Origin of the sequence: Rhizobium sp. FY34 (assembly GCF_005222845.1) — a bacterium.
Lineage (GTDB): Bacteria > Pseudomonadota > Alphaproteobacteria > Rhizobiales > Rhizobiaceae > Neorhizobium.
The window spans coordinates 1-19,783 of the sequence record NZ_STFZ01000002.1 but is presented as its reverse complement, the minus strand read 5'-3'; the positions used below and the strand labels follow the sequence as shown (position 1 = coordinate 19,783).

The following is a 19,783-nucleotide window of genomic DNA, read 5'->3' as shown; positions in this document are numbered from 1 at the left end:
ATGTCTCCACGGCAGGAAAAGCCACCCGGTGCTCTATTGGCAAACGCGCGCCATAGCTTCGCATCGGATCACGGCCAGAACAAGAATCGCCGAATTTTTGCGGGCTATCGGCCCGTCTATCTCAACCATAGTGGCATGGATGAAACAGTGCGTCCCTGACAATGACGCCCGTTGCATTGAAGGGGTTTTTCTTAAGGCGAAAAGAGTTATCCTCAGCCAGACATCGGAGAGAACGCGCATGCCTCATCGATTTGCCCTCGCCTTCATCTGTCTTATTCTGTGCAGCTTTTCATCCGCCAACGCGGAAGATCCGGTCGAAAATGCCCGCAAGGTCATTTCCGGCCAGATTGATGCAATCACCGCATCGGATGCCCGCACGGCCTATTCCTTTGCCTCGCCCGGCATTCGCAGCCTGTTTCCGGATGAGAGCCGTTTCCTCGACATGGTGCGCAAGCGCTACGAGCCTCTGTCACGGGCAGCCCGCTATGCCTTCGGCCGCTCCAAGCTGGTCGGCGGCGGCGAACTGGTGTTCCAGGAAGTGATCATCAGCGGCCGCGACACGAAGGACACCACGGCCATTTACGAGATGCGGCTGCAAAATGATGGCAGCTACAAGGTCAATGGCGTGCGGATGCTGGAAAAGACGGCCAGCACCGGCATTTGATAGGACACGTCCCTCGCCAGTCAATCGTCGCCGCGCGCCCAGGCTTCCTGGGTTTCAGCCATGAAATCCTCATAACGCCCTTCGGCAATCGCCGTGCGGATGCCCTGCATCAGTTCCTGGTAATAGGAGAGGTTGTTCCATGACAGGAGCATGCCGCCAAGCGCCTCGTTGGAGCGCACCAGATGATGCAGATAGGCACGCGAATAATCGCGGCTGGCCGGGCAGCTCGATTGATCGTCGAGTGGGCGCATATCCTCGGCATGGCGTGCATTGCGGATATTCACCTTGCCCTTGCGGGTAAAGGCTAGCCCGTGGCGGCCAGATCGCGTCGGCATCACGCAGTCGAACATGTCTATGCCGCGGGCGACCGATTTGATGATGTCATCCGGCGTGCCTACACCCATCAGGTAGCGCGGCTTTTCCACGGGCAGAACGGGAAGTGTAATGCCCAGCATATCCAGCATCACCGCCTGCGGTTCACCCACGGCAAGCCCGCCCACCGCATAGCCCTTGAGGTCCAGCTGCTTCAGCCCCTCGGCCGAGCGCACGCGCAGAGCCGGCTGGTCGCCGCCCTGCACGATGCCGAACATGGCCTTGCCCTTCTGCTCGCCAAAGGCGACGCGGCAGCGTTCCGCCCAGCGCAGCGACAATTCCATGGCGCGCTCGATTTCCTTCGGCTCGCAGGGAAGCGCCACGCATTCGTCCAGCTGCATCTGAATGTCACTGTCGAGCAGGCCCTGGATCTCGATGGATCGCTCCGGCGACATGTGATGCAGGCTGCCATCGATATGGCTCTTGAAGGTGACGCCCTTCTCGTCGAGCTTGCGCAGACCAGAGAGCGACATGACCTGAAAGCCACCTGAATCGGTCAGAATCGGTTCTGGCCAGCGGATCAGCTCATGCAGGCCGCCAAGCCGCGCCACGCGCTCAGCGCCCGGCCGCAGCATCAGGTGATAGGTATTGCCAAGGATGATATCGGCACCGCCTTCGCGCACCTGGTCGAGATACATGGCCTTGACCGTGCCGACCGTACCGACCGGCATGAAGGCCGGCGTGCGAACCGTGCCGCGCGGCATGGTGATCTCGCCAAGCCGGGCATTGCCGTCCGTGGCCTTGAGGGTGAAGGTGAAATTTTCGCTCATGGGTCGGACTTCCGGAAAAGCAGGCTCGAATCGCCATAGGAATAGAAGCGATAGCCGCAGGCAATGGCATGCGCATAGGCACTTTTCATCGTCTCGTAACCGGCAAAGGCCGAAACCAGCATGAACAGCGTCGAACGCGGCAGGTGAAAATTGGTCATCAGCACATCGACAGTGCGGAAACGATAACCGGGCGTGATGAAGATATCGGTAGCACCGGACCATGCGTGCAGCGCACCGTCTTTTGAGGCCGCACTTTCGAGAAGCCGCAGCGATGTGGTGCCGACGCAGATGATGCGCCCGCCGCTGGCCTTCACGGCATTCAGCGCGTAGGCCGTCTCAGGTGAGACATAGCCGATCTCGGAATGCATCTTGTGTTCGGTCGTATCGTCGGCCTTGACGGGCAAAAACGTGCCGGCGCCCACATGCAATGTCACGAAATGCCGTTCGATACCGGCGGCATCAAGGGCCGCAAACAGTTCCGGAGTGAAATGCAGGCCGGCGGTCGGGGCGGCAACGGCGCCCTCTTCGCGGGCATAGATCGTCTGGTAGTCCTGGCTGTCGCGCTCGTCCTCGGGCCGTTTGGCGGCAATATAGGGCGGCAGCGGAATATGGCCGACAGCCATGATCGCCTCGTCGAGCGCCGGGCCGGACAGATCAAAGCGCAGCGTCACCTCGCCACCCTCGCCCTTGTCTTCCAGAACCGCGTCAAGCGTGCCGAGCGCGCAGGCCTCGCCCGAATGGCCAAAGCGAATGCGGTCGCCGATCTTCAGCCGCTTGCCGGGTTTGGCAAAGGCCTTCCAGCTGTCAGGGGCCATGCGCATATGCAGCGTTGCCGAAACGGCAAGATCAGGCGCACCTTCGCGGGACCGCACTCCCTCAAGCTGGGCCGGGATCACCTTGGTATCATTGAACACCAGCGCATCGCCGGACTTTAGAAACGAAGGAAGATCCCGCACGATCTGGTCCGAAAGGATGGTCTCGGCATCCGGTTTCACCACCAGCAGACGGGCGCTGTCGCGCGGGTTGGCCGGTCGCAGCGCGATATTGTCGTCCGGCAGGTCGAAATCGAAGAGGTCTACGCGCATCTGTTCTGGCTGTCCCGCAGTCTGGCAATCATGTTGCTGGTCATGTCACGCCTGCAGATAATCGGGCAGTGACCAAAAGAAAAGCGCCCCGGCGGGCCGGAGCGCTTCTCTTTTATCAAAATGTGGATGTTACGCCGCGATATCGGCTGCAACCTTCACGGAAATGATCGAATCCGGGTCGGTTACCGGTTCGCCCTTCTTGATCAGGTCGATGAAGTCCATGCCTTCGATGACCTGGCCCCAGACGGAATACTGCTTGTTCAACCAGGGCGCATCAGTAAAGCAGATGAAGAACTGCGAATTGGCCGAGTTCGGGTTCTGCGAACGGGCCATGGAGCAGGTGCCGCGCACATGCGGAACGGCCGAGAATTCGGCCTTCAGGTCCGGCTTGTCCGAGCCGCCCATGCCGGCACGGCCGGGGTTGAAGCTTTCGCCGCCCTTCTTGCCGAACTTCACGTCGCCGGTCTGGGCCATGAAATCGGGAATGACGCGGTGGAACACGACGCCATCATAGGCGCCTTCGCGGGCCAGTTCCTTGATGCGGGCCACATGGCCGGGAGCCAGGTCAGGCATCAGGGCGATGACGACCTTGCCCTTCGTGGTTTCCATGATGATGGTGTTTTCCGGATCTTTGATCTCGGCCATGTTTTTCTCCTTGGTGTTCGGGGCGTCCCGCCCGTTATTTGCCGACGGTGACCTTGATCATCCGGTCGGGATTGGAAACTTCGCCATTACGGCCTTCGCCGCGCTTGATCTTGTCGACATTCTCCATGCCGGACACGACCTTGCCGATGACGGTATATTGGCCATCGAGGAAGGCGCCTCGGGCAAACATGATGAAGAACTGCGAATTGGCAGAATTCGGATCCTGCGAGCGTGCCATGCCGACGGTTCCGCGCTCAAACGGCACCTTGGAAAATTCGGCCTTGATATCCGGCAGGTCGGAACCACCCATGCCGGCGCGGCCGGCATTGAAGCCCTTGTTCAGGTTGCCGAACTCGACATCGCCCGTCTGAGCCATGAAGCCGTCGATGACGCGGTGGAAGGCGACATTGTCATACTTGCCTTCTGTGGCAAGCTTCTTCACCTGCGCCACATGCTTGGGCGCGATCTCCGGCATCAGCTGGATGACGACCGGGCCATCCTTCAGCTGAACCGTCAGCATGTCATCGGCAGCGGCAAAAGCGCTCGAAGCAAAGGATGCGACAGCCATGGCGCCGGCAAAGGCGAGAGAAAGAAGTTTCATCGGGGGAGAACTCCGTGTTGGAAAAGAGCAGTCAGCGTTTCAGCTTCTGGGTGAGCGCATCAAGAACCGCGTGCGGCACGAAAGCCTTCACGTCGCCCCCCATTGAAGCGATCTGGCGAACCAATGTGGCGGTTATGGGCCGCGATGCCGTGGCGGCCGGAAGGAAGACCGTCTGCACATCCGGCGCCATTTGCGCATTCATGCCGGCCATCTGCATTTCGTAATCGAGATCCGTGCCGTCGCGCAGGCCGCGAATGAGAAGTTTAGCGCCATGCTGACGTGCCGCATGAACAACGAGGCCATCGAATGCTACGACCTCCAGCTGCCCTGCCCTATCTGGCAGAATCTCGGTGAGCGCTGCCCGGATCAGGCCGGCGCGCTCCTCGAAGGAAAACATCGGCACCTTGCCCGGATGAATGCCGATGCCGACCGTAACCTTTTCGGCAAGGTTAAGCGCCTGGATCAAAACGTCCAGATGGCCATTCGTCATCGGATCGAACGATCCCGGATAGAAGGCAGTCGACATTGCACCTCGCCTGGCAATTTTTCGCCTTGTGTCATGGACTGCGGCCAATCGCAAGGGTTTGCACGCGTGGCACCCGGTTGAACGGCGGATGAATGATCCGTTCAAAGCCGCTTCAGGCACCATGTGGTCTAGTGACATCATCCGATCAGGTTTCGCGGTCAATCGGCCGAACCGGCGATCGGTATGAGGATGAAGACATGTTGATTGTTTTGATTGCCGCCTCGATCGCCCTCTCTCTGATGGTCGAAATCGCCATCCATCTGGTGCGTGACCGGTCGAACCTTAACGAATTCTGAACGCCAGATGAACGGCGCCTTCAGGGTGGCTTCAGAGGCCAATCGATAAAGTCTTCACATACTGGTGCGGAACCCGATCGCGGGACACGCGTTCTGGAAATTGAAAAGGAAGTTGGAGATGTTCGCTCACAAGAAATCGGCAATGCCGGACACGATCACCATGATCAATCTGGTCTGGACCGCCGTTATTGCCGTCATGATGACTGCGACCGTGACACTCTATCAGGGCAAGCCCGATGGGCAGAGCTTCAACTACACCCAGATGTCGGGTCAGATCAACGAACAGCCCTATTACTAAGAAGGGCTAGCAGAATTCCGTGGAAGGGAAAGCCATGTATGTGACGATGATTGTTCTGTCAGGATTGATCAGCACAATGTTCGTGGCAACCGTCTCCTCCACCATTGTCGAATTGCGCCGCGAGCGCGAAAACCTTCGGGATTTCGCCCGCAGACACAGTGCCTTCTGATCAGCACCAGCACGCGTATCAAACGAATACCGGGTGAGTCCCGGATATAAAAAAGCCGGAGGTTTTGCCTCCGGCTATTGTCATTTCTGCTGTCTGGAAAGGCGCGACCTTATTCGGTCGCACCCTCTTCGCCGGCATTGGTTTCCGGCGCTATATCTGTGGCATCTGTGCCAAGCTCGCCGTTCTCGGCAACTGCGTCCGCTGGCAGGCCGGCCGCTTCTTCATCGCCTTCCGGCTCGTTGATGCGCTCGACCGATACGACCTTCTCGTCCTTGGCGGTAGAGAAGATCGTCACGCCCTTGGTCGCACGGCTGGCGATGCGGATACCATCGACCGGCACGCGGATCAGCTGGCCGCCATCGGAGACGAGCATGATCTGGTCCTTGTCCTGGACCGGGAAGGCGGCAACCAGCTGGCCGATTTCCGCCGTCTTCGACGTATCGGTGGCCCGAATGCCCTTGCCGCCGCGACCCGAGGTGCGGAAGTCATAAGAGGACGACCGCTTGCCAATGCCCTTTTCCGAAATGGTCAGGACGAACTGTTCGTGTGCCTTCAGATAGTCGTAGCGCTCGTCACTCAGCTGACCTTCCTCGGTCACTTCTTCACCGACGAGTGCAATATCCTCTTCATCACTACCGGCTGCACGCCGCTCTGCAGCGGAACGCTTCAGATAGGCGGCCCGCTCCCATGGCTCTGCCGCCACATGGCCGACGATCGTCATGGAAATCAGACGGTCAGCTTCGGCAAGCGTCAGGCCGCGCACGCCGATAGAGTTGCGCCCGGCAAAGACGCGCACTTCATCGACGGGGAAACGGATGGCCTGACCCAGAGCCGTGGTCAGCAACACGTCATCGCCCGGCAGGTTCAGATCCGGGTTGGGCGGCGAGCAGGTCTCGACGGAGAGAATTTCATCGCCCTCTTCCTCGAGCTTCATGGCGATCTTGCCATTGCGATTGACCTGCACGAAATCGGACAGCTTGTTGCGGCGCACGGTTCCGCGCGTCGTGGAGAACATCACATCGAGGTTCTCCCAGCTCTTTTCGTCCTCCGGCAGCGGCATGATCGTGGTGATGCGTTCGCCGGGCTCCAGCGGCAGCATGTTGATCAGCGCCTTGCCGCGCGATTGCGGCGTGCCGATCGGCAGGCGCCAGACCTTTTCCTTGTAGACGATGCCGCGCGAGGAGAAGAACAGCACCGGCGTATGGGTGCTGGCAACGAACAGCCGCGTGACGAAATCCTCGTCGCGGGTCGCCATGCCGGAACGGCCCTTGCCGCCGCGGCGCTGCGCCCGGTAGGTGGTGAGCGGCACGCGCTTGATATAGCCGAGATGCGAGACGGTGACGACCATGTCTTCGCGGGAGATGAGATCCTCATCATCCATGTCCGGGCCGCCATCCATGATGACGGAGCGGCGCGGCGTGCCGAATTCGTCACGCACGGCGATCAGCTCGTCCTTGACGATAGTTTGGATGCGCAGGCGCGACGACAGGATATCCAGGTAATCGCTGATTTCCGCGCCGATCTTGTTCAATTCGTCGCCGATTTCATCCCGGCCCAGTGCGGTCAGGCGGGCGAGGCGCAGTTCGAGAATGGCACGCGCCTGCTCTTCCGAGAGGTTATAGGTGCCGTCTTCGTTGATGCGGTGGCGCGGATCATCGATCAGGCGGATCAGCGATTCCACGTCCATCGCCGGCCAGCGGCGTTCCATCAGCTGGGTGCGCGCCGTCTGCGGATCGGGCGCACGGCGGATGAGGGCGATAACCTCGTCAATATTGGCAACCGAGATGGCAAGACCCACCAGCACATGGGCGCGGTCGCGCGCCTTGCGCAGCAGGTATTTCGTCCGACGGCTGACGACTTCCTCGCGGAAGTTGACGAAGGCCCGCAGCATGTCGAGCAGCGTCAGCTGTTCAGGCTTGCCGCCATTGAGCGCCACCATGTTGCAGCCGAACGAGCTTTGCAGCGGCGTGTAACGGTAAAGCTGGTTCAGGATGACATCGGCATTGGCATCGCGCTTCAGCTCGATGACGACGCGGTAGCCCTGGCGGTCGCTTTCGTCGCGCAGATCCGAAATACCTTCGATGCGCTTTTCGCGCACCAGTTCGGCAATCTTCTCGATCATCGTCGCCTTGTTCACCTGGTAGGGAACTTCAGAAATGATGATCTGCTCGCGATCGCCGCGCATCGGCTCGACGCGGGCCTTGCCGCGCATGATGACCGAGCCGCGGCCCGTTTCATAGGCCGACTTGATGCCGGAGCGGCCGAGGATCAGCGCGCCGGTCGGGAAGTCCGGGCCCGGAATGATCTGCATCAGTTCCGGCAGTTCGATCGCCGGGTTGTCGATGAGCGCCACGCAGCCGTCGATGACTTCGGACAGGTTATGCGGCGGAATATTGGTCGCCATACCAACCGCGATACCACCGGCACCGTTCACCAGAAGATTGGGGAATTTCGCCGGAACGACCACGGGCTCCGACATGGTGCCGTCATAGTTGTCGCGGAAATCGACTGTTTCCTTGTCGAGATCGTCGAGCAGAGAATGCGCAACCTTCTGCAGGCGGCATTCGGTATAACGCTGGGCCGCCGGCGGATCGCCATCGATCGAGCCGAAATTGCCCTGACCGTCGATCAGCGGCATGCGCAAAGACCAGTCCTGCGCCATACGGGCAAGCGCGTCGTAGATCGCCGAGTCGCCGTGCGGATGGTATTTACCCATCACGTCGCCGGTCACACGGGCGCATTTGACGTATTTCTTGTTCCAGTCCAGGCCGAGTTCGTTCATCCCGTAAAGGATGCGACGATGAACCGGCTTCAAACCGTCACGGACATCGGGCAGTGCTCGGCTGACGATGACGCTCATCGCGTAATCGAGATAGGAGCGCTGCATCTCCTCAATGATGGAAATAGGCTCGATGCCGGGGGGCAGCTTTCCGCCGCCGGGTGTGCTCTGGTCAGTCAAATCGGATACGATCTCTGTTCGGAATCAGTTTGTCTGGTATAGCGGATAGGACGTCCAAACGCCAATTTCACGGCGGGTTTTGAACAGGCTTTTCGGCTTTCACAGGGCGGCCGGCAGGAGAACCTGCCGTTTTTAGGAACTTTCCTCGGCTGCCGGACTGTCCTAACAATGTTGCGGGGCCGCCGCAAGCGGCGTAACCGACCGGGAGAGAGTGCATGGCCAGCGCCGATACCATCATGAGCGCCTTCACGACGCTGCTTGTCACGCTGGATCCGCCGGGTCTGGCGCCGATCTTCCTTGGCCTGACGGCTGGGATGGACCGGGTTCAGCGCCGGCACGTGGCGCTGCGCGGCACATTCATCGCCTTTTGCATTCTCACGGCCTTTGCCATTTTCGGCGCCGGCATCCTGTCTCTGCTCGGCATTTCCATGGGTGCTTTCCGCATTGCCGGCGGCCTGCTGCTGTTCTGGATCGCCTTCGAGATGATTTTCCAGAAACGCAATGAGCGCAAAGAGGAAACCTCAAAGACCGCGATCACCATCGACCATATCCAGAATATTGCCGTGTTTCCGCTCGCCCTGCCGCTGATTGCCGGGCCGGGAGCCATTTCGGCCACCGTGCTTCTGGCCGGCACCTTCTCCCAGCCCGTGGACCGCCTGCTGCTGATCCTCATGCTGGCGCTGACCATGGGCACGGTGCTTTTGGCTCTACTGGTTGCCGATCGCCTCGACAAATATCTCGGCATGACCGGCCGCGCTGTGCTGACCCGCCTGCTCGGTGTGCTTCTCGCTGCGCTTTCGGTGCAGTTCGTCGTCGATGGCGTGCGGTCGGCTTTCAACCTTTGAAATCGTCAGGCAGCAGGTTCCGGCTGCAGATAAAAAAGGCGACGAACCAGAGATCCGCCGCCTTTCCAAAATTTGCAGAGAGCCCTGTTCAGGCTCAGAAAGGTAATAGAGAGCTAAATTTGTAAACTGAGAGAGAGAAAGCTAAATTTCCAAGGCATCTCGATGGACGAAACACGCGATTTTTTCGTTATTTGTAAACTAATGGCTATTTTTCGACCTTCCTAGCTTTGTAAGTTTACATTTTAGATAAATCGCAGATGAAGCTCGTCGACACCCGTTTCATTTTTTCGAGACAAATGGGAAGCTATGACATTTGGAATAATGGAATAAATATTTGGAGGTGTCATTGATCAAAGGGATCAATACATTTCGATCTTTGGAACTTTCGCCCCCAAGCGCTTGGACGCAACGAACTGGTCAAGCTGCCGTGCCATCCATCGGTATTTCTCCGCAACGTTGGGGTTTTTCGCGTTCTCTTTCAAACCCTTTTCAATGATGACACTGAGAACATTGAGCTTCGCTACCGACTCTGGTTGCCAAGCAACATCGTCCTCTTCCCACTCAGTAAAGAAATTTAGATACGGCACATCGAAAGCATCCTCTCGGACAAGGCGCTTGAACAGCTTAACTTGATCGGAGGACTTGCCGGCGTAACTCTTTGCATCTTCGAGGACAGGATCACTCAGCATGACCCGCGGATGCAAGCTTACCTTTGTTTCAAGATTGTACGCTTCGACGAGCGCTGGGCCAAAGATCACATGTTCGGTGTGAAGCGCGCCCCCCTTTGCGATCGCTCCGCGAAATAACATTCCAAGCGCGAGGAGCTCCTGGCTGAAGTTGTTGATAAGTCCGAAGAGGTGAAGCAGGCCTGGCCCTGAAAGCGGTAGCGAGATGACAACGTTATCTGAGAAGCTCGAAGCTTGAATTCCTAGAATCGATGACCGCGACGACACGGCTGCCCTCGTTATACCAACGAGTGCCTCGTGTACGACGGATATCAGTTCAGGCTGATTCCGTGTTTTTCTGATTATGTCAGAGAAGCCGAGCACATCGATAAAGGCCAAATATCGTTCTTCGTATCGCCCTTCAGGCCGCGATGACGTCGGAATATCCACGATGAGCCCCGATGACTGTTTCGAATAAAGTTCTTGCCAGTAGTGGTGGGACAGCGTTCCCAACTTGCTGCTGCTGGAGGCCTATTGACCCTTTGAAGACGAAGCTGTCCGGAAACGACTGAAGTCGTGCGGCCTCGCGTACTGATAGCCCTCTGTGCTCGTGAGGATGTATCAGCATGTTCTTCCTGAAGTTACCGATCACCACAGAAGGCGCATCCGGTCGGAGGCGACGATAGATGCCCGTATGGCATCTGGATCGATCTTGGTAATTCGTCATCAGCTCTTCAGGAATGTCAGCCCAGTTGCCACCCTGTGGTATGTACGGATAACGGGAGATTACGTAATCGGAATTGCGTGATACAAGGTTGTTTTCGCTTTCCGACGCGTTTCCTCTCATCAGTCGTGCATAGGCTGAAGTCGCTGCGGTTTTATAAGGCAATTTTGAAACGTTAGCGCCGTTCATAAGCTCAGGCAGATCGGCAAGGGCCTCATCGACCGTAACGACCGGCCTACCTTGTGGCACGGGCAATTCGGGAGCGTCAGCGCCAAGACGAGCGATCAGAAAAAATCGGGAGCGAACCTGTGGGACGCCGAATTCTGCGGCGTTCATAAGTCCTTGCTTAGTGTCGTACCCCAGCGCTCGGATGTCCGCTTCGACCTTCTCCGCAAACATTCCGCCTTCCGTCTCCAAGATGCCGCGAACATTCTCGAAAATCACCCACCCTGGGCGAATTTTCCTGACGAAATTGATAAAGGACCGGTAAAGCCAGTTCTTATCGTTGTCCGCGCTCCGGGTGCGCTGGTTCGAGGTCGAAAAACCCTGGCACGGCGGTCCTCCGTATACGACGATATCTTTGCTGGCGAACGGCACTGAAATGTCCAGCAGGTTTTGAACGTCGGCCTGGAGCACGAATGTGTCTGGGTGGTTGTGTGCATAAGTAGCGAAGGCGGATGCGTCAAAATCAACGGCGAGCTTTGTTTTAAGGCCTGCCATTTCAGCGCCTAGCGACATACCGCCAGCCCCCGAAAACAAGTCGATTCCGATCATTCCGCTTCCAATCCCAATATGCCACTACTACGATACAAACTAGAATCAAGTGGCGCACTATGGTTGCAGGGTCGCGGCGCGTGATTCCTATGTCAATCGTTTTCAAATCTACCGGACGGAAGTCGGTCTTGGGAAGCAGTGAAACACATGATCTAACACCTTCCCCCAGTGAGATGCTTCTGTCCCTGCGAAATGTCGGTTACACGCTGCAGACAGCGGTGGCAGACATAGTGGATAACAGCATTTCTGCGAACGCCAGTCGAATCGATATCGATTTCAACTGGAGTGGGAAACAGTCGTTCATATCAATCTCTGACAACGGCAACGGTATGTCAGAAGACAGGTTGCTGGAGGCCATGCGCCTCGGCCGAAACCCTCAGGACCTGCGCCAACTATCCGATCTCGGACGTTTCGGTCTGGGACTAAAGATGGCAAGCTGGTCTCAGTGCCGGAGCTTTACTGTCCGTTCAAGGCTCGAAGACGGGTCCCGCGCAACATTGCGATGGGACATCGATCACATGCTCGCGACCGATCGTTGGGAGGCTCTCTCCGACCCTCGCGTCGGCAGCGAGCAGCTACTCTCGTCAGACAACCAATATCCTACAGGGACGGTCGTCTTGTGGGAGGCCCTCGACGTCCTCGATCAGACAGGAACATTGTCGGCAAGCCATTTATTTTGGGAAGCCACGGAGAGAGTTGAGAAGCATCTCGCCATGACCTTTCACCGCTTTATTGAACGAAAGATTATCAAGATAACTGTGAATGGAATGGAGGTTAAACCCTGGGACCCGTTGATGAGCGGAAATCCTTACAGGAGTTCGTTTCCCAAAGACTATATCCGCAAAGGCGGACGGTGCGTGATTTTCGAAGGACACGTTCTACCGCGCAAGAGCCAGCTAACCGAGCAAGAATACAAAGACGCAGCGGGACCTGACGACTGGAATGCGTCTCAAGGGTTTTATGTTTACCGAGGAGATCGCCTCGTAATAGGCGGCGGTTGGCTCGGCCTCGGGAAAGGGTCGAACCAATGGAAAGCCGAAACTGCTTTCAAGACCATCCGAATTTCTCTCGATATTACAAATGCGGCCGATCTTGACTGGAGTCTTGATTTACTCAAATCCACGGCTACGCCTCCCGCTCCTTTCCGGGCGCGCATTGTGCAGCTCGCTGACCATATCCGTCGAACCGGTAAGGCCCTTTCCTCTTCGGAGCGAAAGAAACGGAAGGCCACAGAGGGAGACGATGCGCTTTGGAAGCGCCGGGACACGGGGGCTACCTCTCAGTTTAAGATCAATCGAGATCATGAGATAGTCAAAGAGGCACTAGCCGAGGCGAAGAATTCGCCCAGTGTAAAAAGGCTTCTCGACCTCCTCGACAAGACGGCTCCGATTCAGCCCATCACAGCAGCTGTAGCGCCCCCTCCGGTTCAACTCAGCCCTGAGGATCAGAAGCTCGTCCAGCTTGCAAGGACGATCTCCTACACCTTGAAGAGAACAGGCGGCGTAGGGGACGCGGAGATTCTTCGCCGACTTCTTGCTATGCCGGAATTTCTAAGCCGCCCCGACCTCGCCGAGACGGGGATCGCTCAGGCACGTGCCACGGAGACCTGAAAAAATGGCAGAACAGTACGACGCAGCGCTAGCGGTGGCGCAAATTCTAATCGCAAACTCAGTTCGCGACAGTGCGGAACTGACGCCGGAAATGGTGAAGACGCAGGCCATGTCGGCCTCGGCAGTGTTCGGCGGCAACATAGACGTCGACCGTCTTGCCGCCGATCTATTGGAGATGTTCAAGGTCTTCGTCGGACCAGCCTCGGTTCTTGTCGACGATTCCTCCCGCGAACCATGGCTTCGATCCGTAGATCGAACCTCATGGAAATACTGGCCCCGATACGAAAAATACCTCCTCCATACGTTGCCGAGCGGCGTGGTGAAACAGTCACATGAGGATACCGATTTGGTGCTCGGCCTCCTGGGCAATCCCGGCCAGTCCGGCTCTTGGGATCGGCGAGGACTCGTCGTCGGTGAGGTCCAGTCCGGTAAGACCACGAACTACACCTCGCTGGTCTGTAAGGCCGCCGACGCTGGATACAAGGTAATAATTGTCCTCGCAGGGGTTCACGAAAGCCTGAGAATGCAAACCCAGATTAGGTTGGATGAAGGGTTCTTGGGACGGCGAACCGACACGGGTACCGTCACAGGGGTAGGTTTGATCGATCCGAGCCTCAAACCAATATCAGCGACGACGAGATCGCTACGCGGAGACTTCAATAAGACAATAGCCCGCAACCTGGACATGCCGCTGGGCTCGGATTCACCTATTCTCCTCGTCGTCAAGAAAAATGCAAAGAACCTTCAGAACGTTCGAAATTTCCTGGCGGGAACGAGCGACGAGGTTCCAGCTGGAAAAATTCGTGGCGTGCCGTTGCTGATTGTGGATGACGAGAGCGACCATGCGTCCGTCAATACACTGGAACAGCGTTTCAGCGCCGACAACAAGCCCGATACCAACTTCGAACCTACTGCGATCAATAGCGCAATACGTCAAATCCTGAGATTATTTCAGCAAAAGGCATATGTCGGATACACCGCCACGCCCTTTGCCAACATCTTCATCCATCACAAGGGGCTAACCAACCGTCAGGACCGTGACCTTTTCCCGCGAAACTTTATCGTCAACCTACATCCGCCGAGCAACTATTTTGGTGCTACGCGCGCTTTTGGCATCGATCAGGACCGTGACGTGGGCGACGGGACGGCATTGATAAGGGTCATAGACGGCGGAGCCAGCGACAGACGCGAGCTTAGCGACTGGATGCCAGCGAGACACAAGCAGACGCATCAGCCCGCATCGGAAACCGACGAGGGTTTTCCAGCCTCGCTACGCAGAGCAATCCTCTCGTTCATTCTTGCCTGTGCGATCCGAAAGTTACGCGGCCAGATCACCGAGCACAATTCAATGCTCGTCCACGTCACTCGTTTCACCCGGCTGCAGCGCATCGTTTACGAGCAGATCGACGAGTTTATGGTTCGATCACGCCGCGCGCTCCGCTACGAAGACGCAGGAACCGGCACGATATGGACCGACCTGAAGGAAATCCTCGAAACCGACTTTCGCCCGACGAATGAAAGGGTCGTGGCCTCGGGTCTGCCGGGGGTGGGAAGAATACCAGACTGGAGTACAGTTGCCCCTACCCTTGCGGACGTTGCGGAGCGGATCAAACTCAAAGAGATAAATGGCCAGGCCACAGACGTCCTCGACTACGAAAACTTCAAGAGCGACGGCGTCGACGTCATTGCCGTGGGCGGGGATAAGCTCTCCCGCGGACTCACACTTGAGGGACTCACGGTCAGCTATTTCGCGCGTCAGACCGATATGTACGATACGTTGCTCCAGATGGGGCGCTGGTTCGGGTACCGGCCAGGCTATCTCGATCTTTGCCGACTATACACAACATCAATACTCAAGGATGCGTTCGAGCATATTGCCACGGCGAGTGAGGAACTCCGACGCGAGTTCGATTTCATGCAGACGCTGAACATCAGACCTATTGAATACGGCCTCAAGGTGTTGAGCCATACACGGCTGAAGCCGACAGCCAGCGCAAAACGGCGACATGCATCCGATGTGATAGTCTACGAAACTTATGCCGGCAAGGTCAGCGAGACAAAGACCTTCAGCTTGGAACAGTCCGTGCTGGAGAACAATCGAGATGCGCTGACCGCCTTCGTCGGCAATCTCAAGGAAGAGCGCGGAAACCCGACGTCTCCGGAATATCCCGCTGGTAGCGACCGCGTAAGGTCGTACGAGCAATCCTTCCTCTGGCGTGATGCGGGGTCCGAGACCGTCATAGACTTTCTGAACGATTACGAGACCGAGGCGGTCGCTAGACTCGCTGACAGCAAACTATGGGTCAATTACATACGGGAGCAGATGGGAGAAGGCGACCTGAAACGTTGGAACGTCGCTCTGATCAACGGCGACGTCAGCGGGCGACCCTTCGACATTGAAGGCATATCGCTGAACGGCAGGCTCCGGAAACCCGACGAACTGGTCAATCAGGAGGGCGGCTATCGGATCAAACGGTTGGTTACCAACCGCGATGTGGGTATCGACCTCGACGATGGGGCTTGGAACCGAGCACGCTCATATGACCCCACAAACTCGCTTTCAGGAGAAATGCGACGTGAACCGACATCTCAAGCAAACTGCTGGGTGAGGAAGGACCTGCGGCTCAATCCGCTTCTTCTCGTCTATCTTCCGCACTCTGAGAATTACAAGGGTAAGCTGCCAATCGTCGGCGTGGCTATCGCCTTCCCCGGAAGCGATAACGCAAAACGGAAGCCCATCCGATACACCGTCAATGCTGTCTACATAGAAGAGATGGGCCGCGGCGAGAGGATCGAGCTATGAACGCGACCCCGGAAACCCCTGGCGGAAACAATGCACTCGTCCAGGTCCTGACCGACATCACGTCGGAAGTAAACGACGAGGCCGAGGGGCGAAAGCACAGCGATCGGCCGTTTCAGGCGGAAGTGTATCTTGAACTCATGCTTGAGCGTTACCTTCCTTCCCGAGGCCTGCCTGACGCGCAGTTTGGTTCGCATTCCGGAATGAAAGGGAACTCCAAGGCGAGTATTGGCGGCGCTGTTGTTAGCGACGACGGCAAGCGGCTCATACTTTTCAACACTGATTACCGCTCGGCCGCGGAAATCTGGCCGATTGACCGGCCCACTCTGATATCCCTCGCGACGCAAACCGTGCGGTTTCTCAAGGACGCAATGGGCAATACGAGCTCAGGTCCCCTCTCGCAGAACGCGTCCGCCTTGGCAGACATGCTTAGGTCCACCTTCGATACTATCGAGACGGTAACCGTGGTCCTGTTCACCGACGGCCTGTTCAGTGGCAAGGACATCCCAATCGCAGACATATTCGGTCGAAAAGCCTCATGTGAAGTCTTCGATATACGAAGCCTCGCTCGCCTGAGTGACCGTTCAGTTCGGGATGTGAGCGTCTCGTTCAGGGATCGTGACGGAAAGCCTTTGAAGTTCCTTCCCCGAAGTCACCCGGACCCCAGCTACGAGTGCTCGCTCCTGATCGTATCGGGCGAGTTCCTGGCCAAGCTCTACGAGGATTTCGACGTCGCGCTGCTGGAATACAATGTCCGTGCCTTCCTTGGCAGCAGTAACAAGGTGAACGCGGGCATCCGGCGCACGCTTAAAAAAGATCAGGAACGCTTTCTCGCCTACAACAACGGGATTTCAGCGACCGCTCGCGATGTGGACCTGTCGGAAGACGGACGAGCGATTGAGTTTGTTTATGGGCTGCAGATCGTGAACGGCGGTCAGACGATCGCCGCATTGCACCACGCGATGTTCGCTGAAGGAACAGACATATCGCGAACTGAGGTGGCGATGAAGCTGACCGTGGTGCGGGAGGCGGACGAGCCTTCCTTTGTCGGTGAAATCTCTTCCTATGCCAATACGCAGAGCATAGTTCAGATCGCCGATTTTTCGGCAAACCGCCCCTTTCATATTGAAATCGAGCGCCTGTCGCGTTCCGTCTGGATTCCAGGCGAGCGCGGCCTGTGGTTCTACGAACGCACCCGCGGCCAATACAATGTGGCCCGCTCACGAGAAGGCAGTAGCGCTGCCGCAAAACGGCGTTTCAAGACGCGTTGTCCTCCTGCGCGGAAATTCTCGAAGACTGACGTCGCGAAATATATCAACTCATGGGCAGGACTGCCGCATCTTGTCTCCAACGGTGCCCAATACAATTACAAGTCCTGGCTAGAAGAGGTCGAGCGCACCGAATGGAGTCCCACCGAAGATTGGTATAGGGACACAATTTCGAAAGCGATCGTTTTCAAAGCAGCGCAAAAGGCCGTTCGGGACGGCAATTTCCCCGGCTATAGAGCGCAAATTGTGAACTACCTCGTCGCCCTGGTAGGGGATCGGCTCGGAAGCCAAATCGACCTCAGATTTATATGGCAGCGGCAGGCGGTATCCGCCGAGCTCCAAAACCTCCTTTCCTTATGGGCCACAGTCGTAGAGTCCGAGATCAAGTCCGCTGCGGGAAGAAGCAACGTCACCCAACATTGCAAGCGCCTCGTGTGCTGGGAAGCAGTCTCGGCAACGAAAGAAGCCAAACTGGCGTCGCAGATTCCCGAGTTGCGAAAGGCATGATCGATATCTTTGCACCAATCCCCAACCTGGACAGGCGATCGGGCAACCTCTTTGGCAGTGGGTACCGCATGGTCATCGGAGATGAGAATTCTTTTGTACGGAAAGTGACATGATTGCTGACATCGAAAATAAGCTTCTTTGCTGGAAGTGCATCGGCGACGAGTATCTCAAGGGCAAGGTTCGCTCGGAAGGTGTTGCGAATACCTGCAGTTACTGTGAGTGCAGAGGGAGGACCTTCCGCATTGCCGATATCTCCGGCATCGTGGATGTCGCGTTTCAACAGCACTACCAGCAATCTCGGATGGAGATGAACGGCTACGAGTGGCAAGCTCACAAGGACCCCGACTCCAGTTTCGAATTTATTCCCGACGGTGAGCCGATTGAACAGGCTATCGAAAACGCGGCGGATATACCCGGCAAAGCCGCTACGGACATCCAGGCAGTACTCGCCGACCGTTATAGTAGCTGGTCGTCGATCGAGATCGGAGAGCAGACCGAGTATGATGCCGACCTGTACTACGAGGAGATTTCGCCGGATGACAGCAAGTGGCAAGAGAAGTGGCGAACGTTCGAGCGAGCGCTCAAGACCGAATCCCGTTTTTTCAATCCGGCCGCAATCGATCTCCTTTTGGAACTTTTCGACGGGGTAGAGCGCCTGCAGACCTATACTGGCTCAGGCTTAGTCGTCACGGCTGGACCTGGCACTGAGTTGACCCATCTCTTCAGAGCACGTGCGTTTCAGTCGCCGTCGAAACTTGAGGCAGCGATAGGACGACCCGATACAGAGTTGGGTCCGCCGCCAAGCCTCTTTGCCTCATCCGGCCGTATGAACGCACGTGGGATATCGGTATTCTACGGTGCCGACGATCCCGCTGCGGCGGTGGCCGAGGTACGTCCTCCCGTGGGATGCCACGTTGCTGTGGGAAGATTTGAGATCACACGCGAACTCAGGCTGCTAGACCTTTCGTCATTTCCGTCAGCAACGCTCCGTGGAAGCATCTTCAACCCGGAATACGCAGGTGAGTTGAGTCGGATACGCTTTCTCAAAGGACTCGCCATGCGGATGGCGCGACCGGTGATGCCCGACGATCAGGAGTTCGAATATCTTCCGACTCAAGCTGTAGCCGACTTCTTGGCCACAGGTCTCGTCGCCCCCATGGATGGTATCATCTTCCCTTCGGTGCAGGTCGCAGGTGAGATAAAAAACGTTGTTCTTTTCCATCACGCATCCGCTGTCGAGGTCTGGCAGGTGCCCGAGAATGTCGAGATCGAGGTTCAGATGACCAGCGAGGACGAGGACGGCAGCTACCCGGACTTCACAGCATTCTGGTGGAGAAAGGCAAACGCAGAAGAACGCGCCGTTTCCGCGGAAGACGCCGAGATCGCTGATTACTGGGAAGTTTTCGAGCGGACGGCCCGCGAGATGACACAGCAACGTCGGTCAACCAGCCTCAAAATAGAACCGGGCGAAGTAGAGGTTCGGAAGATCGAAGCGGTCGAATTCAAATCGACAGACTACAAGGTGCAGCATACTGAAATGTCTGCTTCCACTAACGCATTTTGAGCGCCCGTGTGGCGAATTTCACGGTAAGCGCCGTTTTGACCCCACCTTCCGGATCAGCGTGCGATTGTTGATGTTGTGGCCGAACGAGGCTCCGACATATGACGATTACAGGATTTACGCATAGCACCAGTGTGGATGTGCCGGTGCAACGGTTTGAGGTCTTCACGGGAGCGGGCCGGCGGCGCGACTGGAGCGACGAGGAGAAGGACCAAATCCTCGCCGAGAGCTATAGCGGCGAGATGTCGGTGAGTGCTGTTGCGCGGCGGCATGGTTTATCCCCAGGGCAATTGTTCACTTGGCGGCGGCAGGCGCGTGAGCAAAGGGAGGCAGCCGTGCCGCCGATGTTTGTGCCTGCGGTCATTGATCGTGCGGTAGAGCCACCTCCGCCACCGCGAAAGACGATAGCGAGGCAAGCACCTCCCATTGCGGCAATCGAGCTGGAGGTTGGCGGCGCGATCGTGAGGATCGCATCTGGCACGGACAGTGCAACCATTGCCGCCGTGATCCAGGCCTTGAAGGCATCATCGTGATTGGTCCGTCTGGTGCGGTGAAGGGTAAGCGGTGTGGCCAAAGCACATTGACTATGACGGTATTTCCTACCCGCGTTATCTTGCCTTCGCTGCAAGGCGGAAGGGAACGCC

17 protein-coding genes are annotated in these 19,783 nt (G+C 57.2%); 9 read left to right on the top strand and 8 right to left on the bottom strand.

Annotated features, from left to right (window positions below; genetic code table 11):
* Positions 1-238 precede the first annotated feature (238 nt).
* Positions 239-664 (top strand): DUF4864 domain-containing protein, encoded by a 426-nt coding sequence (locus E8M77_RS01135; protein WP_137128780.1) that lies wholly within the window; start codon positions 239-241, stop codon positions 662-664.
* Between the two features lie 20 nt (positions 665-684).
* On the opposite strand, the gene tgt is transcribed toward E8M77_RS01135, so the two are convergent.
* The 5 genes from tgt to coaD all read right to left on the bottom strand — a co-directional run bounded on the left by tgt (position 685) and on the right by coaD (position 4,663).
* Positions 685-1,806, bottom strand: a complete 1,122-nt coding sequence (tgt, locus tag E8M77_RS01130; protein WP_137128779.1) for a tRNA guanosine(34) transglycosylase Tgt — start codon at positions 1,804-1,806, stop codon at positions 685-687.
* Positions 1,803-2,891 (bottom strand): tRNA preQ1(34) S-adenosylmethionine ribosyltransferase-isomerase QueA, encoded by a 1,089-nt coding sequence (queA, locus tag E8M77_RS01125; RefSeq protein ID WP_137128778.1) that lies wholly within the window; start codon positions 2,889-2,891, stop codon positions 1,803-1,805. Before queA ends, tgt begins: the two co-directional genes overlap by 4 nt.
* A 129-nt stretch (positions 2,892-3,020) precedes the next feature.
* Entirely contained in the window at positions 3,021-3,536 is a 516-nt protein-coding gene (locus tag E8M77_RS01120) for a peptidylprolyl isomerase (protein ID WP_137128777.1), read from the bottom strand.
* Positions 3,537-3,570: 34 nt separating this feature from the next.
* Positions 3,571-4,137 (bottom strand): peptidylprolyl isomerase, encoded by a 567-nt coding sequence (locus E8M77_RS01115; protein WP_137128776.1) that lies wholly within the window; start codon positions 4,135-4,137, stop codon positions 3,571-3,573.
* A 31-nt stretch (positions 4,138-4,168) separates the two neighbouring features.
* Positions 4,169-4,663, bottom strand: coding sequence for a pantetheine-phosphate adenylyltransferase (gene coaD, locus E8M77_RS01110; RefSeq protein WP_137128775.1), 495 nt, complete (start codon positions 4,661-4,663; stop codon positions 4,169-4,171).
* 414 nt (positions 4,664-5,077) lie between these two features.
* Between coaD and E8M77_RS01105 the strand changes: the two genes are divergently transcribed.
* Positions 5,078-5,257 (top strand): hypothetical protein, encoded by a 180-nt coding sequence (locus E8M77_RS01105; protein WP_137128774.1) that lies wholly within the window; start codon positions 5,078-5,080, stop codon positions 5,255-5,257.
* Between the two features lie 19 nt (positions 5,258-5,276).
* Entirely contained in the window at positions 5,277-5,426 is a 150-nt protein-coding gene (locus E8M77_RS23785; RefSeq protein WP_170975700.1) for a hypothetical protein, read from the top strand.
* Positions 5,427-5,535: 109 nt separating this feature from the next.
* Here the strand turns inward: E8M77_RS23785 and gyrA are convergent, their stop codons facing one another.
* Entirely contained in the window at positions 5,536-8,385 is a 2,850-nt protein-coding gene (gene gyrA, locus E8M77_RS01100; RefSeq protein WP_137128773.1) for a DNA gyrase subunit A, read from the bottom strand.
* 215 nt (positions 8,386-8,600) lie between these two features.
* On the opposite strand from gyrA, the gene E8M77_RS01095 reads away from it, so the two are divergent.
* Positions 8,601-9,230: a MarC family protein gene (locus E8M77_RS01095; RefSeq protein WP_137128772.1), complete on the top strand. Its 630-nt coding sequence runs from the start codon at positions 8,601-8,603 to the stop codon at positions 9,228-9,230.
* A 359-nt stretch (positions 9,231-9,589) separates the two neighbouring features.
* Here the strand turns inward: E8M77_RS01095 and E8M77_RS01090 are convergent, their stop codons facing one another.
* Together E8M77_RS01090 and E8M77_RS01085 are read right to left on the bottom strand one after the other, a co-directional pair.
* A complete protein-coding gene (locus tag E8M77_RS01090) occupies positions 9,590-10,345 on the bottom strand; it encodes a hypothetical protein (RefSeq protein ID WP_137128771.1) in 756 nt (251 codons plus the stop codon).
* On the bottom strand, positions 10,317-11,393 hold the full coding sequence (locus E8M77_RS01085; RefSeq protein WP_137128770.1) for a DNA cytosine methyltransferase: 1,077 nt from the start codon (positions 11,391-11,393) through the stop codon (positions 10,317-10,319). Before E8M77_RS01085 ends, E8M77_RS01090 begins: the two co-directional genes overlap by 29 nt.
* A gap of 128 nt (positions 11,394-11,521) precedes the next feature.
* Between E8M77_RS01085 and E8M77_RS01080 the strand changes: the two genes are divergently transcribed.
* The 5 genes from E8M77_RS01080 (at position 11,522) to E8M77_RS01060 (ending at position 19,672) form a co-directional block, all read left to right on the top strand.
* A complete protein-coding gene (locus E8M77_RS01080; protein ID WP_170975702.1) occupies positions 11,522-13,003 on the top strand; it encodes an ATP-binding protein in 1,482 nt (493 codons plus the stop codon).
* 4 nt (positions 13,004-13,007) lie between these two features.
* Positions 13,008-15,806, top strand: coding sequence for a Z1 domain-containing protein (locus E8M77_RS01075; protein WP_137128768.1), 2,799 nt, complete (start codon positions 13,008-13,010; stop codon positions 15,804-15,806).
* Positions 15,803-17,578, top strand: a complete 1,776-nt coding sequence (locus tag E8M77_RS01070) for an AIPR family protein (RefSeq protein ID WP_137128767.1) — start codon at positions 15,803-15,805, stop codon at positions 17,576-17,578. Before E8M77_RS01075 ends, E8M77_RS01070 begins: the two co-directional genes overlap by 4 nt.
* A gap of 109 nt (positions 17,579-17,687) precedes the next feature.
* Entirely contained in the window at positions 17,688-19,142 is a 1,455-nt protein-coding gene (locus tag E8M77_RS01065; protein WP_137128766.1) for an RES family NAD+ phosphorylase, read from the top strand.
* 98 nt (positions 19,143-19,240) lie between these two features.
* A complete protein-coding gene (locus E8M77_RS01060; RefSeq protein WP_137128765.1) occupies positions 19,241-19,672 on the top strand; it encodes a transposase in 432 nt (143 codons plus the stop codon).
* Positions 19,673-19,783: the final 111 nt, after the last annotated feature.

Bases quoted from the DNA above. Each gene is read 5' to 3' on its own strand.
- E8M77_RS01135 (WP_137128780.1), top strand. From the start codon at position 239: ATGCCTCATCGATTTGCCCTCGCCTTCATCTGTCTTATTCTGTGCAGC.
- tgt (WP_137128779.1), bottom strand. From the start codon at position 1,806: ATGAGCGAAAATTTCACCTTCACCCTCAAGGCCACGGACGGCAATGCC.
- queA (WP_137128778.1), bottom strand. From the start codon at position 2,891: ATGCGCGTAGACCTCTTCGATTTCGACCTGCCGGACGACAATATCGCG.
- E8M77_RS01120 (WP_137128777.1), bottom strand. From the start codon at position 3,536: ATGGCCGAGATCAAAGATCCGGAAAACACCATCATCATGGAAACCACG.
- E8M77_RS01115 (WP_137128776.1), bottom strand. From the start codon at position 4,137: ATGAAACTTCTTTCTCTCGCCTTTGCCGGCGCCATGGCTGTCGCATCC.
- coaD (WP_137128775.1), bottom strand. From the start codon at position 4,663: ATGTCGACTGCCTTCTATCCGGGATCGTTCGATCCGATGACGAATGGC.
- E8M77_RS01105 (WP_137128774.1), top strand. From the start codon at position 5,078: ATGTTCGCTCACAAGAAATCGGCAATGCCGGACACGATCACCATGATC.
- E8M77_RS01095 (WP_137128772.1), top strand. From the start codon at position 8,601: ATGGCCAGCGCCGATACCATCATGAGCGCCTTCACGACGCTGCTTGTC.
- E8M77_RS01085 (WP_137128770.1), bottom strand. From the start codon at position 11,393: ATGATCGGAATCGACTTGTTTTCGGGGGCTGGCGGTATGTCGCTAGGC.
- E8M77_RS01075 (WP_137128768.1), top strand. From the start codon at position 13,008: ATGGCAGAACAGTACGACGCAGCGCTAGCGGTGGCGCAAATTCTAATC.
- E8M77_RS01070 (WP_137128767.1), top strand. From the start codon at position 15,803: ATGAACGCGACCCCGGAAACCCCTGGCGGAAACAATGCACTCGTCCAG.
- E8M77_RS01065 (WP_137128766.1), top strand. From the start codon at position 17,688: ATGATTGCTGACATCGAAAATAAGCTTCTTTGCTGGAAGTGCATCGGC.
- E8M77_RS01060 (WP_137128765.1), top strand. From the start codon at position 19,241: ATGACGATTACAGGATTTACGCATAGCACCAGTGTGGATGTGCCGGTG.